Below are 14554 nucleotides of genomic sequence, written 5' to 3' on the forward strand. Positions count from 1 at the left end.
AAAGTTCGAGCAATGCTGGGAAAAGAGCAGGAATTGGTCGGGTATTGGTTGACTGTAGGTTTTAATCGCAGATATGGCATGGCTTCCCTTTTCTAATCGATAAATTAAATAATAAATTTCAAAATTATACCTACCAAAAGCGTCCCAATTAAAAAATCTTCTATCCCCACTACCGCAGCCCAAAAGCTAAGTCTCCATAGATTTTGAACTCATATTTAAGTTTCTTATTTTAGCCATTCAAAAACCGTTATTATGCCATGAAGAGAAACCGATTGATCCTTGTGTTCGTTTTTGCCCTATTGTTTGTTTCCTGCAAAAAAGAAAATTCTGGACAGGATATGACTAACCTCCTGAAAGGAAAATGGAACTTAAAAAGTTATGAAACTACCCTTTCCACCGGTGATAAAAATGGAAACAGTAATGTTCAGACAGACAACCTGCCTTACCAATATCTGATTTTTGATGGTCGTGACAGTGCTTCATTACGGTTGATGGAGCCGTATTTTATCGGTTCAATTAGTACCGAAGATGGCGGAAAATGGGATCTACCAGGCGCAGATGTAAGCATTAAAGACGGTAGCATCCAGACCAGAGAACCTATTTATTACCGCGAATATTATTATCAGGTCGCAGGAAACCATCTCTTGCTTAAGGAAAACAAGACATTTAATCCATCCGCATGGGTAGAGAAATGGGGAAACCCTGCGACAGGAATTGTCGATTCCCTCGCAGATTATTACCCAAAGCTTAGGAAAGATATAGATTGGTGGGATATATCCGTCGATGAAAATTCATTAAAATTGCAGCAGGAAATCAGCTATAGCGGCAAGGATAGCTTTCGTTCCAAAGTAATAATGGTCTTTTCAAGAGATTAGAGAAGGGCCACTATTTCTACCCGTATGCTCTGCAAGAAGAAGTTGAAAAACCAAAAAGCCTGCAAATATTTAATTTGCAGGCTTTTGTATGTGTTGACTTTTAGATCTGTAGCCCGTAGGGGAATCGAACCCTACTTACATTAATCTATTTATCAATAATTTACAAACCTATCAAGATCTAACTCCTCGAATAACTCACTGGTTTGACATACGTTTTAGTTGCAAGCGCTTTAAACTTTAAAATTAAGAAAATTCAAATAAATAAACTATTTATAATGAATTTTTCTTTGCAGCCTATTACTAAGAGACTATAATTTAGATCTTAAAGGTAAATCAATATTAGCGTTTAGGCAAATGGAGCTATGAGTGCAAGATTGCCATTTTAGGACCTCATTACGAAGCAGTGCGATAATGGAGAGTTTGAAGTTATTCTTCTTGATTTGGTACAAGACGATGTTTTTGATGAGTTGTACCAAGAAGGGGTTTTCGACCAATGAGATTCAGAAGCAACTGGTGCTAAAGCGTTACAAACCAGTCTGGGCCATGGTTCACGAAATACGTAGAACTATGCGTAACCGAGATTCAAGATATACCTTAGAAGGTAGGATAGAATTTGACGAAGGATATTTTTCTGTTGCGAGCAAGGAAATAAAAAGGGACAGGGTAAGCGGGCAAGCAAAACGTGGCTATCATGGCGGAAAGTGTAACTTTAGAAGATCTTTCTACAGGCAAAAAAGAGAAACGTCCGTTTTTTCAAGGCTAAAGTGATGGAAAGCCATTTTGGAAAAGAGATCAATGAAGTCGTCAAAGAATCAATAAATGATCCTGTATCGTATTTACGGATAAAAGTTCTTCTTATGTAGATATCCCTAGTTTTGTTGAATTACATATCACTGAAAAATCGGATGCCAAAACCATCAAAGAAACACTTAAATATGTGCGCATAGCGATCGTTAACGCAAAAAGGAAATTTGTTAGGAAACTATCATAAAATAATCAAAAGTATCTACAGCTGCACTTGGATGAGTTTATTTACAAGCTGAACAGAAAATATTTTGGTGATATACTTTTTGATAGACTCATTGTGGCAAATATTAATGCTGCTAAACGAAGAATCAGTTAGGAATATTATAAAAATCGTTAAAAAAAATAAAAAATATTTGTTTTTAAAATTTATATACTATATTCGCAATATATAGCAAAACCGGTTTTGCTATATCTTTTACTAATAACCAATTTTAAAAACAAAATGCCTCATACTGACAATTTATTTTTATGTGCTGATTTAGGCGGTACACATTGTTCATCGGGTCTTGTGCAGGTGTCATCTGGGTATGTCATTGACGGATCCTATTTCCGGGGGAATGTAAATAGCCATGCGGAAAGAGGGCAGATCTTGTCTGAGATAAAAGAAACGATTGATAAGACGCTGAGAGCAGCCACGGTTCGTCCATCCAAAATTTTTATATCCTGTCCCGGTCCTTTCGATTATGAAAATGGCATATCTTTAATGGACGGCATGAATAAATATCAAGCCCTGCTACATGTTAATCTAAAAAATTTTTTTTCGGCTATCACTGGTGTTGATGTAGCGTCGATCTACTTTTATAATGACGCTTCGGCCTTTCTGCTGGGTGAAGTTGTCAATAAAAAAATCGAAACTAAGCGGGTTGTAGGCCTGACCTTAGGAACAGGACTGGGCTCTTCGCTTTATGAAAATGGGACAATCGTAGATCTCAATTTAGGATCAGCAATATTTCATACAGGTATCGTTGAAGATGTGCTCTCAACCCGCGGGATGCTGTCGCATTTAAAAGAAGTATTTGGATCCGCGCCGGTAAGCAATATAAAAGACTTGGTACACCTGGATGGCCTGGATGAGTACAGAAAGGAAGCTTTTGGTTTCTTAAGCGAGCAGCTGGTTGCTTTCATTAAGGAATATATCTGTCCATTAAACCCTGACTCAATTATCATTGGAGGCAGTATTGCCAAAGCACACATCTATTTTTTTGATAAGCTCCGGTCTGCCCTTGATGTGGATCTGTCCATTGCATCATTTGATGAACGCAACTTATTTCTTGGATTAACCCTTAAGACATTTAGTATATGAAACCCATCTGGAAATTTACATTAATCGCTTCTTTGGGCGGCTTTTTGTTCGGTTTTGAAACAGCCGTCATCTCGGGTGCAGAACAGATTATACAGAAACTCTGGCATCTGGATGCTGTCCGTCATGGACTTACCGTATCGATCTCCCTGATCGGGACCATTATAGGAGCCATAGTCGCCGGACGTATGGCCGACCGTTATGGGCGCAAACCCGTGCTTTATTTTGTTGCCTCTTTATATCTGCTCTCGGCATTGGGCTGTGCATTAGCTTCCATATGGGAACTTTTCCTGCTCTTCCGTTTGCTGGGCGGACTTGCTGTCGGCATCAGCTCTGTGGTCGGACCGGTATATACGTCTGAAATAGCACCAGCAAAAGACCGGGGCAAACTTACAGGAACCTTTCAGATTATGATCGTACTTGGCATTTTTACTGCCTACCTGACCAATTTTCTCTTTATGAGCGTTGAATCTGGCGGCTGGCGATACATGCTCGGTATCATGGCGGTTCCTGCCCTATTATTTGTGCTCTTATTGAATCTCATTCCCGAAAGTCCCAGATGGCTGCTGCAGCGGGGACAGGCCGATAAAGCGCGTGCAAGTTATCTGCGGCTAGAAACGCCGGCTGAGATGTTGGGCAACCAGTCCCAAATACCAGCTAAAAATGTCAGCCTTTTTCAAAAAAGATATGCCAGGCCGATACTTTTTGCTGTTCTGCTGGCATTCTTCAATCAAATGACAGGGATCAATGCGATCTTATATTATGCCCCGCGGATCTTTGAAATGGCTGGTTTTAATGCAGAGCTGGCCTACCTTCAGCCTATTTTTATCGGCGGTACCAATTTGCTCTTCACCTTGGCCGGCATGAGCATTATCGATCGTTTTGGCCGGAAGAAATTGCTGCTGACGGGCGCAATCGGCATGTTCTTATTCCTGCTATTGGCTGCATTTGGCCTAAAAGGAGTAAATCCGCAGTTTTTACTTTTTTATATCATGGGCTTTATAGCATCTTTTGCCTTATCACAGGGGGCTGTTATCTGGGTGTTTCTGGCCGAAATTTTCCCCAATGAGGTCCGCGCACAAGGCTCTTCACTGGGAAGTACGACGCATTGGCTGTTCGCGGCCATTATATCCTGGGTGTTTCCCATTATCGTAGAAGGGAGCGTGCTCGGCGGTTATTATGTTTTTCTTTTTTATGCACTGATGGTCGTTGCTTCGTTCGTTTTTATCCTGTTTATGCCCGAAACGAAAGGTAAAGCACTTGAGGAAATAAATTGAGCCCTATCCATATTAAATAATTATTAATTCTCCATCATGATGCGATAGTGTAGTATAAACTTCTTAGTTTCGCTTTGCAAAACCGGTTTTCTATAGTCGTTTACTTGTTTTGATGACGATAAATATATTTTCAATAACACCCTATATTAAATTAGCTGAAATATGATAAAACAAATTAAAAATCTGTACAAGCCCCTATCCATAATGACGATTATGTTCACTTTTTGGGGCTGCAGCACGCAAAAACAACAAACCCATCCTGCCCAAGACTGGGTGATGGGCGGTTTTGTTCGTCCAATAGGAGTAAACCCAGTCATTGAGCCGGATAGTACGACAACTTTTATGGATCCCATGTATGGAAAAGCAGTGCACTGGGAGAATAATGACACTTTCAATCCTGCGGCCGTTGTAAAAGGCGATAGCATTTATGTGCTTTATCGGGCCGAAGATAAAACTGGTATAAAAATCGGACATCGGACTTCCCGGCTTGGACTTGCCTCGAGTGCGGATGGGACACATTTTAATCGCCGGCATACGCCTGTTTTTTATCCCGGAAATGATAGTCAGCGTGAATTTGAGTGGCCAGGCGGAACTGAGGATCCCCGGATAGCAGAAGCTGCGGATGGCACCTATGTGATGTTCTATACGCAGTGGAACCGAAAAGTACCCCGCTTGGGTGTGGCCACCTCAAGGGATCTTAAAAACTGGACGAAATATGGCCCTATTTTTAAAAAATCGAAAGTACTGCCTGACCTGGTCAACAGATCGCATAAATCAGCGTCGATCGTCACCAAACTGGAGCACGGCAAGCAGCTGATTGCTAAAGTAAACGGGAAGTACTGGATGTATTGGGGCGAGCATGGGGTATATGGCGCCACCTCAGACAATCTGGTAGATTGGGAACCGATTGTCGATGAAAGGGGTGAACTGAAAGCATTCATCTCTCCCAGGGAGGGGTATTTTGATAGTTCTTTAACCGAATGCGGCCCGCCAGCCATCCTGACAGATAAAGGAATCCTGCTATTGTACAACGGTAAAAACCATCCTGAAAAAGGAGATAAGCGGTTTAACAGAGGCACTTATTCGGCGGGGCAGGTTCTTTTCGACAGCAAAGATCCGGGTAAAGTATTGGCAAGGATGGACGTGCCTTTTTTAAGGCCCATGGAAGCGTTTGAAAAAAGCGGACAGTATGTAGACGGTACAGTGTTTATTGAAGGTCTTGTATATTTTCAGCAGAAATGGTTTCTCTACTATGGCTGCGCTGACTCAAAAGTAGGAGTGGCCATTTTTGATCCTGAGAAGCCAGCTGCTCTGGATCCGCTGCCTAAAGTGAAATAAGTTTAGATGTATATCGCCAAATTGAAGAACATCTACGTTTACAAAATAATAACCATATAGAAATCTTATAGTATGATACAGCGTGATTTGAATGTACCCTACAAAAAAGCTTTAAAAGCGAGCTTGTTAGGGATTGCACTAATGACATCCGCGGCTTACGGACATGAGCGTTGGGACAATAGTCCCATACACGTGTCCATTGCCAAAGCTCCCGTCCAGATAAACGGACAAGTTGTGGATGCCGCCAATAATCCGATTGCAGGAGCTACTGTACAAATAAAGCGTACGCCATCCATCGGAACCAGTACGGACGGTACTGGGAAATTTTCCATTGCAGCAGAACCCGATGAAACGCTGCTGATATCTGCCACTGGCTATAAAAGTCAGGAAATCATGCTGGGGGGAAGAACAAACTTATCCATTATATTGCAGGATAGTGTAGCGATGATGGACGAGGTGGTCGTGGTGGGATATGGTGTGCAGAAACGTGCTTCCGTAACAGGCGCTGTTGCTTCGATACAGGCCGATGAACTGATCAAGGTGAAAACACCGAATGTAACAAATATGCTGGCAGGCAGACTGCCGGGGATCCGCGCTGTACAGCGCAGCGGTGCTCCGGGCGATGATGGTGCCTCGGTGGATATCCGTGGATACGGCAGCATGCTTGTTATCGTCGACGGTGTACAACGGGATTTCGCGCAGGTCGATCCAAATGATATTGAATCTATATCGATATTAAAGGACGCTGCTGCTGCGGTGTACGGGTTTAAAGGCTCAAACGGAGTATTACTGGTCACCACCAAAAAAGGGACTAACGCGAAAACCAAAGTGGAATACAATGGGTATTATGGCATCCAGCAGGTAACCCGCTATCCACGCATGATGAACGCTTACGAATATGCATCACTGTATAATGAAGCGATCTATAACACCAATCCGTATACAGGGGTGCCTGCCTATAGCCAAGAACAGCTCGATAGTTATAAAAGCGGATCGCAAGGTACCGACTGGTGGGATGCCATGGTACGGAACAATGCTCCACAGAGTTCGCACAATGTCAGCATCTATGGCGGGAATGATAAGGTCAAATATTATAATTCCGTCGGATATGTAGATCAGGGGGGGATTTTGAGATCAGATGACTGGAACTTCAAAAGGTATAATTTACGTTCCAATATAGACCTGAATGTCGCGCCAAATTTTACGGTCGGATTTAAATTGACAGGGCGTCTTCAAGACCGTGAGAAACCATATGGCGCTGATGATCTGTTTACCCAGGCTCAGATGGCTATTCCGATTTATAATATTTATGCCAACAATAATCCGGATTACTGGCAGGCAATCGGAAATATGGCCAATCCTATCCATAGTTCCTACATTGATAATAGTGGCTATGAGTCACGCCTGAGAAGAGAGTTCAATGGCTCGCTGGACCTCAATTGGAAGCTGCCTTGGGTATCCGGTCTTTCATTGCGCGCCATGGTGGCTTATGACTACAAAAATAGCGAATGGAAAACCTGGCAAAAAGCTCTGAGCGATTACCAGTATAATCAGACGAATGAACAGTATACGGAGGTCGCTTTGCGAAAAAAGGCCAGTCTAGAGTCCAAGATGGAAAATCTGTATATGCCCACACAGCAGTATTCGATCAATTACAACCGTGTATTTGGACAAAAACATGATGTAAGCGGTTTACTGTTATGGGAGGCTTATCATGACCGCTTGACCGATATTCTAGGATTTAGGGAATCTTCCATCGGTATCATTGACGATATCAGTAAGGGGGACACCGAGAACCAGAATACAAGCGGCAAAAGTGTGGAAACGGCTCACGCTGGTCTTGTGGGACGGTTTAATTATGCCTATGATCGAAAATATCTGCTTGAACTGAATTTTCGCTATGATGGGTCTTATAAATTTCGACGCGACCGGAGATGGGGTTTTTTCCCGGGGGTATCGGCCGGCTGGCGGATTTCGGAAGAGAAATTCTTCAAGGAAAACCTCTCCCACTTTGACAATGTAAAAATCCGGGGTTCATACGCCAAAGTCGGCGATGAGGGAGATTTTTCTGCATTCCAATATCTGGATGGATATGTTTATGGCGGAAGTTATGTACTTGGGACTGGTGGCTTATCTTCGGGGCTGAGAAGCAGTGGGATGGCTAATCCTTGGTTGACATGGTATGAATCTAATATCATGAATTTAGGGTTTGAAGCTTCTTTTAAAAATGGATTGATCAATACCGAGTTCGACTGGTTTAGAAGGGAACGTTCTGGATTACCGGCGACAAGACAAGGTACTTTTCCGACAACATTTGGCGAGTCTATGCCACAGGAAAATCTAAATTCTGATATCAATACTGGATTTGAATGGACTGTCGGCCATAAAAACAAGATCGCTGATTTTGCCTATAATGTTTCGGCTAATTTTTCCGTTACACGGATTCGATATGGCTATGTTGAACGTGCCGCGTCAACCAATCTTTACGATAACTGGCAGAAAAATAATAACGATAGAAATAAAGATATCCGATGGGGAAAGACGGTCTTAGGCCAATTCTCATCTTATGAGGATATCTTAAACTCTCCCGTTCAGGATAATAATGGCAACCGTTCTCTGCTTCCGGGTGATTTAAAGTTCAAAGATGTAAATGGCGATGGGATCATAGACGGCAACGATGTGGAACCAATTGGGCACGGTGCAACGCCAAGAATGTATTATGGTCTTAATCTAGGAGCTAATTATAAGGGCTTTGACATGACGTTATTCTTTCAGGGGGCCGCAGGTCATGACATCTACATCAGCGGTGATATCCTCGATCCATTTATACAGCAGGGACTCGGCAATGGCTTTGCTTTTATGACCGACCGATGGCATCGAGCAGATCCTTCGGATCCCAATAGTGAGTGGATCCCCGGAACTATGCCGGCTGCTCGTGTAACAGGGCAGGTAGACAACAGATCCGATAACTCATGGTCCTTACATAAAGCGGATTATCTGCGCTTAAAAACTTTGGAAGTCGGATACTCGCTCCCAAAAAGCTGGATACAGTCTTTAAAAATTGACCGGTGCAGAATTTATTTCAATGCCAATAACTTGCTGACTTTTACGGGAAGCGATGAATTATTAAAAAATATCGACCCTGAAAGCAATCAAAGCCGATTACGTTATTATCCGCAATTGAGAACATTCAACTTGGGTGTTAATTTAGTTTTATAAAAACCGTTATACTATGAAAATGAAATATTTCAGTCCTCTCTTTGTGAGCTGTGCACTTACACTGAGTTTATATAGCTGTAATGATTATCTGGATCGGGAACTCACTAGCGGTGTCATAACTTCTGATTTGATCTGGGAAAGCCCGCAGGCGATACAGTCCGTGCTGGTCACCATGTACGATGAAGGATTAAGATTAGATGAATTTGACGACTGGTTTACAGGAAAATCTAATCTGCTCAACTTGACTTCCTTGTCGGACGAAGCCACAGGGGCGTACCAGAAGGATTATGCGTTCAGTAATGCCAATTCGATATATACCTATAGTGATTATGTATTTGAAGATCCGTTTGCGACCAGATACGTACAGATACGCCGCACCAACGACTTCCTCAAGAAGCTGAACGAGACTGCTGTCCTGAGTACGGAAGAAAAACGTGTGATCGACGCTGAAGCACGCTGGATAAGGGCAATGCAATATTTCGGACTGGTTAAACGCTATGGAGGAGTTCCTCTGCTGACAGCGCCGCAGGAATATGTGCCCGGAGATTTTGAAGGATTGCAGGTACCTAGAAATAAGGAGTCAGAAGTGTATGATTTTATTATCGCTGAGTGTAAGGCAATCAGTGATATCCTTCCCGCATCCAGAACTGCTGAAAGTAAATATAGGGCATCTAAAGGTGCCGCGCTTGCTCTATGTTCGCGAGCTGCGCTTTATGCTGGTTCAATTGCAAAATATGGTTCGAACGCCAATTTAAGCGGTGAGGCGGTCACACGTGGATACGTGGGAATAGCATCCAGTGAGGCAATGCGGTATTTTACGGAATCATACAATGCTTCAAAAGCATTGCTGGACGCAGGTACCTATAGCCTTTACAATAAAAATGCCGACAAAGCGGAGAATTTCTATGAACTGTTTTCCAAAAGTGTTAATGGTAATAATGGGGAATATATCTTTCAGAAAACATTCAATGTTTCAGCGGGAAAAGGTCACATGTGGGATAAGATGAATGCTCCTTTTTCCTATCGTGGTGACGGATGGGGATGTGGTGTAACTCCTACGCTTGAAATGGTCGAAGCATTTGAATACAGCGATGGAAGCCCCGGTAAATTGGCCTTAAAAAATACGGATGGGACACCACGTAGTTTTGATAGTCCCTATGATCTTTTCGCTGGCAAGGATCCGCGTCTATTTGCTTCCATCTATGTACCCGGAGCTCCTTTAAAGGGCAGCAAGGTCGAATGGATACGGGGGGTGATCAATGGACAAAATGGCTCGGGACAAAAATATCAGGCACAGAATCAGCCGGACAAAGATAATGTGGCTACAATCGATGGCGTGAGGTACAATACTTCAGGTAAAGATGGTGGTGCAGACGTGGGAGATGCTTCAAAAACGGGGTTTTATATGCGAAAGTTTTTTGATGAAACGCTTACGGATATGACTAATATTGATGCCAAACGCTCGGAAACACCTTGGGTAGTATTTCGCCTTGGTGAAATTTACCTCAATCTTGCCGAGGCCTGTGTAGAGCTCGGCGGAAGAGACGCAGAGGCTCTCCAGGCGGTTAATGCCATTCGTTCGCGGGCCGGGATCCAGCCTCTTGAAGCGATATCCACCGCTAAAGTAAGACAGGAGCGAAAGGTAGAGCTCGCTTTTGAAAAGCTGCGTTTTTGGGATCTCAAACGATGGCGGGTGGCCCATTTGGATGAATCTCAGGGCGGACTTACCAACTATAGGGGGACCGCATTATACCCTTGGTTCAATGTCAAAAGTAAGAAGTTTACTTTCGAAACCGGAGTTCCTCCTAAGCAAAAGAGATTATTTCTGGAAAGAAACTATTATATCCGCATCAGTCCGACGGACTTGAGCACAAACCCGCAACTGGTTCAGAATCCGGGATACGGTAATTAATTGAGATGTATAAAATTATGATAAATATGAAGAATATTTTTTTTATGCTCGGTGTTATGCTGATTGCTGTCATGAACAGTTGTGAAAATGAGATCGATAATCTGGAGGCTCCAAATGGCGGACTGCACGGAACCGTTTATGATATGGAAACAAACAAGCCTATTCCGCTGCCCGTGGAGGGATCGGGTGGCGTACTGGTTTCTTTATTTGAAATAGGGACAAATGCGACTGCTTCTGTCGATTTCAGAGCGAATGCAGACGGATCTTATACCAATAATAAAGTGTTTAACGGGAAGTATAGGGTGTTCGTAAATGGTCCTTTTATAGGGGTTTGTGAAGGCTATACCACGGTTAATGGGCAGACGCAGTACGATTTGAAAGCTACCCCTTTTTCCCGTATTGCAGCGTCGGCGACCATTTCCGCAAGAAATCAGGTCGAAATAGCATTTAAAGTCAATAAGGCGGATGAATCCTTTACGTTTACCAATGTATCTGTCATGTGGAACTATACACCGCGAGTAGATGAAAATAATGCTAATTATGTCACAAAGACCGCGAAAGGCAAAATAGAAGAAGGTACACATGTCTTTGAACTGGCCAATGACAAACAATTTGTCGAGAACTTCTACAAAATCAAGGCAAATGGCAACAAAATCTACGTCAGGGTAAGTGCGACGGTAAACGGTGTCGTGAATTATAGTGATACCATAGAATTGATAGCAAATGACTGATCAAATAACACGCAAAGTGAAACCTACAAAAAAGTCACTGATGAAAAAAATTATAACATTAAGTATCCTAGGTTTTTTATTGGCATCATGCAGTAAAAATGATACCAAGGTGGAAGAGCCACCTGTCACTGGTGTTTCTGTCAAAACTATGACTTACAACATCTATGCGGCGCAAAAAAGAGGCATTGAGGCCATCGCCGAAGTGATCAAGAAAAATGACCCCGAACTCGTAGGACTACAGGAGGTAGAGGTAAATTCTACCAATCTGAATTTTGATACTGGTAAACGACTTTCGGAACTCACGGGAATGCCTTATTATTATTTTGTTAAGGCACGTAACTTGGCACAAGGTGAGTATGGAAATTTGATCCTGTCTAAATTTCCCCTCAAAGAAACGAAAACATATTTGCTGGATGTACTTACATCGGAAGCCAATGCATACATTAGGGCGCTCGGAACTGTCAAGGTAAGCAAAGAAAATAAGGACTTTTATTTCGCCGTAACCCATCTGGACCATTTGTCCGATAATGCAAATAGGCTCCATCAAATTGATCTGATCCGCCAATATACCAAAGATCTTGCATTGCCGGTCATTCTGTCCGCAGATTTAAATGCCAAACCTACGGAAGAAGCCTATAAAGTGCTGACCAAATGGTTTACATCTGGGTGCCTCAATGGATATTGCGGTTTTACGGCTGGGACGCCTAAGCCTGATGGAACCATAGATTATCTGATGTATGCGCCTACAGATGCAGCAGTGACAGAGACATATGATGTTGATTATAGTTCTTATTCGCAATCTGATCATTTTCCGGTCGTTGCAAACTTTTTGATCAAAAATCCATAAAATTTTTACCTAACAAACCATGACAATAATTAGTTTTTTTAAACGGTCAGGTGCCAGAAACCTCTGCTTTGCGGCATTGATGGCATTCAGCATGGGCGTTGTGAGCTGTAATAAAGATCAAGGCAGTGACATGTCTTACCCTGATAAAACTGATGGGGCTCAAATTACACAGTATACGCCGATCTCCGGAGGGTCCGCAACTGAGATATCGCTGTACGGAAGCAACTTTGAAACAGATCTGACAAAAATTAAGGTGACCATAAATGATAAGGAAGCGGCGGTATTGAGTTCGAATGGACGTATCATTACGGCCCGCATTCCACAGAATGCCGGTTCTGGAAAAGTCAAATTGACCATTGGCGGGAAAGAATATATTTACAAACAGGCTTTTGAATATGGCTACCAGACTGTAGTCTATACGTACTTGGGAAGTACCAAGGACGATATGGATGGGGACTATGCCCAAGCCAAATTGTCGGGGCCACGATATTTGAAATGGAGCAAGGATAATGCGCTTTATTTTGTCGAAGAGGGGGCAAGCAGCCGAGATAACTTCGCAGCACTCCGTGTAGCATCAAATAACAATGTGACGACCTTACTCAAGGCTTCTGAAAGTACGCTGTTTGAACGCCTCCGGGCTTTTGACTTTTCAATGGATCAGAGTACATTGTTTCTTACTAATGACAATAACGCAAATGGCTCCATGGGCCTGGGCAAAATGACGAAATCTTCAGGTAAGTACAACAATTTGACAGCTTTGTCAGCGCAAGGGGGATTAACCACTGTCGCAACTAACCCAGTGACAGATGAGGTATTCGTGGGAGTATATTCCGGGGGAAAGATATGTCGATTAAAACCCGATGGTAGTCTGGAGGGACTGTTTGGTGTCAATTCAAAAAACGTGAATATCATGGACATCATTTTCTCTAAGGATGGTCAAACCATGTATATTTCTGGCGCTTACAATGCACACAGTGTTTATCGTGTTCCTTATGACATAAGCACCAAGAGTTTTGGAACAGTACAGGTACTTGCTGGACCAAATGCCAATACAACAGGGAATGCGGTGGGAAATGGAGAATCTGCCCGGTTTAACACTCCTGCACAGATGGATCTGGATAACGAAGGAAACTTATATGTTGCCGATCGTAAAAACCATTGCATTCGAAAAATTACGACCACCGGTACGGTAACTACTTACGCGGGTATTGCGGGTACAAATGGCCTGCAGAACGGAAACGCTTTATCAGCAAAATTTTATGAGCCCGAAGGCCTGCAATTTGGTCCTGACGGCGCATTGTACGTCGCTGACACCTGGAATCACGTTATTCGAAAAATAGTTATAGAATAACTAAAATATGTTTTACCAAATTCTTACTTAAATTAAAGAATAGGATCATGATGATAGCTTTGTCTAAAGCAAGAAATCTAAACTTGCGTCTTCTACTGTTTGCTTTAATCACTGCTGTTCTGGTGGCTGTAAGCGCGAATGAAACTTCTGCTCAAAAATTGAGCGGTGAAGTTGAGATCAAAACGATGACCTACAACATCTACAGTGCTCGAAAAATGGGTATTGAAGCTATTGCAGCGGTAATCAGAAAGGTCAACCCCGATGTGGTCTCTCTACAAGAAGTAGAACGCAATACCGATGTGAATCCGATGGATTTTCCAAAGGAAATAGCGGCGTTGACGGGAATGAAATATTATTTTTTTGCACATGCGCTCACCCTGAAGAAAGGAGACTATGGAAATGTTATCCTTTCAAAATATCCGCTTTTGCAAACAAAGTCCATTCATTTGGGGGTTGCTGATGATGGGGATGATACGCGATCTTTTGGATATGCGTTGCTGGAAAAGGATGGTAAACAGTTTTATTTCGCCACGACTCACCTGGGCTATAAAAAGGACGATGCCACCCGTTTAAAACAGATCAACGAGATTTTGAAGGAAATTAAAAATTTAAAGCAGCCGATCATTTTAGGGGCTGACTTGAATTCTCGGCCTAATTCGCAGACGATGCCGGCTTTGCAGAAATGGTTTACTTTGCCTTGTCAAATCTCAAATTGTGAATGGACCGTACCGACTCCAAAGCCTACATATACCTGTGACTGGTTAATATATGCACCTCACCAGGCTTTTGAAGTTAAGGACTACGCGGTTCAATTTTGGGCGGACAAAGAGTCAGACCACTATCCAGTTGTGGGAACATTTAATCTGAAATAGTCTTAGTGAACGCTATCGTCGTAAT

At 42.7% G+C, this 14554-nt stretch carries 10 protein-coding genes and 1 pseudogene; all 11 read left to right on the top strand.

Going from position 1 to position 14554, the window contains the following annotated elements:
* Window positions 1-257 precede the first annotated feature (257 nt).
* Window positions 258-875, top strand: coding sequence for a hypothetical protein (locus J2X77_RS03770; RefSeq protein ID WP_209577078.1), 618 nt, complete (start codon window positions 258-260; stop codon window positions 873-875).
* 352 nt (window positions 876-1227) lie between these two features.
* Window positions 1228-1998 (top strand): annotated as a pseudogene (locus J2X77_RS03775) (IS1595 family transposase); the annotation flags it as partial.
* Window positions 1999-2124: 126 nt separating this feature from the next.
* A complete protein-coding gene (locus J2X77_RS03780) occupies window positions 2125-2985 on the top strand; it encodes an ROK family protein (RefSeq protein WP_104384678.1) in 861 nt (286 codons plus the stop codon).
* Window positions 2982-4259, top strand: coding sequence for a sugar porter family MFS transporter (locus tag J2X77_RS03785; RefSeq protein WP_104384679.1), 1278 nt, complete (start codon window positions 2982-2984; stop codon window positions 4257-4259). Before J2X77_RS03780 ends, J2X77_RS03785 begins: the two co-directional genes overlap by 4 nt.
* A gap of 162 nt (window positions 4260-4421) precedes the next feature.
* Window positions 4422-5597: a glycoside hydrolase family 130 protein gene (locus J2X77_RS03790; protein WP_233789471.1), complete on the top strand. Its 1176-nt coding sequence runs from the start codon at window positions 4422-4424 to the stop codon at window positions 5595-5597.
* Between the two features lie 72 nt (window positions 5598-5669).
* Window positions 5670-8816: a TonB-dependent receptor gene (locus J2X77_RS03795; RefSeq protein WP_104384680.1), complete on the top strand. Its 3147-nt coding sequence runs from the start codon at window positions 5670-5672 to the stop codon at window positions 8814-8816.
* 13 nt (window positions 8817-8829) lie between these two features.
* On the top strand, window positions 8830-10728 hold the full coding sequence (locus tag J2X77_RS03800) for a RagB/SusD family nutrient uptake outer membrane protein (RefSeq protein ID WP_199768724.1): 1899 nt from the start codon (window positions 8830-8832) through the stop codon (window positions 10726-10728).
* A 26-nt stretch (window positions 10729-10754) separates the two neighbouring features.
* On the top strand, window positions 10755-11459 hold the full coding sequence (locus tag J2X77_RS03805) for a DUF3823 domain-containing protein (protein ID WP_310079166.1): 705 nt from the start codon (window positions 10755-10757) through the stop codon (window positions 11457-11459).
* A gap of 40 nt (window positions 11460-11499) precedes the next feature.
* On the top strand, window positions 11500-12306 hold the full coding sequence (locus J2X77_RS03810) for an endonuclease/exonuclease/phosphatase family protein (RefSeq protein WP_158656028.1): 807 nt from the start codon (window positions 11500-11502) through the stop codon (window positions 12304-12306).
* A gap of 19 nt (window positions 12307-12325) precedes the next feature.
* Window positions 12326-13657, top strand: a complete 1332-nt coding sequence (locus J2X77_RS03815) for an IPT/TIG domain-containing protein (protein WP_209577076.1) — start codon at window positions 12326-12328, stop codon at window positions 13655-13657.
* Between the two features lie 47 nt (window positions 13658-13704).
* A complete protein-coding gene (locus J2X77_RS03820) occupies window positions 13705-14529 on the top strand; it encodes an endonuclease/exonuclease/phosphatase family protein (protein WP_199768726.1) in 825 nt (274 codons plus the stop codon).
* The last annotated feature ends 25 nt before the right edge of the window (window positions 14530-14554 follow it).

The sequence above is a fragment of the Sphingobacterium sp. 2149 genome (assembly GCF_031455655.1).
Lineage (GTDB): Bacteria > Bacteroidota > Bacteroidia > Sphingobacteriales > Sphingobacteriaceae > Sphingobacterium.

Excerpts from the sequence above, each read along its gene's own strand:
- J2X77_RS03770 (WP_209577078.1), top strand. The coding sequence starts at position 258 with ATGAAGAGAAACCGATTGATCCTTGTGTTCGTTTTTGCCCTATTGTTT.
- J2X77_RS03780 (WP_104384678.1), top strand. The coding sequence starts at position 2,125 with ATGCCTCATACTGACAATTTATTTTTATGTGCTGATTTAGGCGGTACA.
- J2X77_RS03785 (WP_104384679.1), top strand. The coding sequence starts at position 2,982 with ATGAAACCCATCTGGAAATTTACATTAATCGCTTCTTTGGGCGGCTTT.
- J2X77_RS03790 (WP_233789471.1), top strand. The coding sequence starts at position 4,422 with ATGATAAAACAAATTAAAAATCTGTACAAGCCCCTATCCATAATGACG.
- J2X77_RS03795 (WP_104384680.1), top strand. The coding sequence starts at position 5,670 with ATGATACAGCGTGATTTGAATGTACCCTACAAAAAAGCTTTAAAAGCG.
- J2X77_RS03800 (WP_199768724.1), top strand. The coding sequence starts at position 8,830 with ATGAAAATGAAATATTTCAGTCCTCTCTTTGTGAGCTGTGCACTTACA.
- J2X77_RS03805 (WP_310079166.1), top strand. The coding sequence starts at position 10,755 with ATGAAGAATATTTTTTTTATGCTCGGTGTTATGCTGATTGCTGTCATG.
- J2X77_RS03810 (WP_158656028.1), top strand. The coding sequence starts at position 11,500 with ATGAAAAAAATTATAACATTAAGTATCCTAGGTTTTTTATTGGCATCA.
- J2X77_RS03815 (WP_209577076.1), top strand. The coding sequence starts at position 12,326 with ATGACAATAATTAGTTTTTTTAAACGGTCAGGTGCCAGAAACCTCTGC.
- J2X77_RS03820 (WP_199768726.1), top strand. The coding sequence starts at position 13,705 with ATGATGATAGCTTTGTCTAAAGCAAGAAATCTAAACTTGCGTCTTCTA.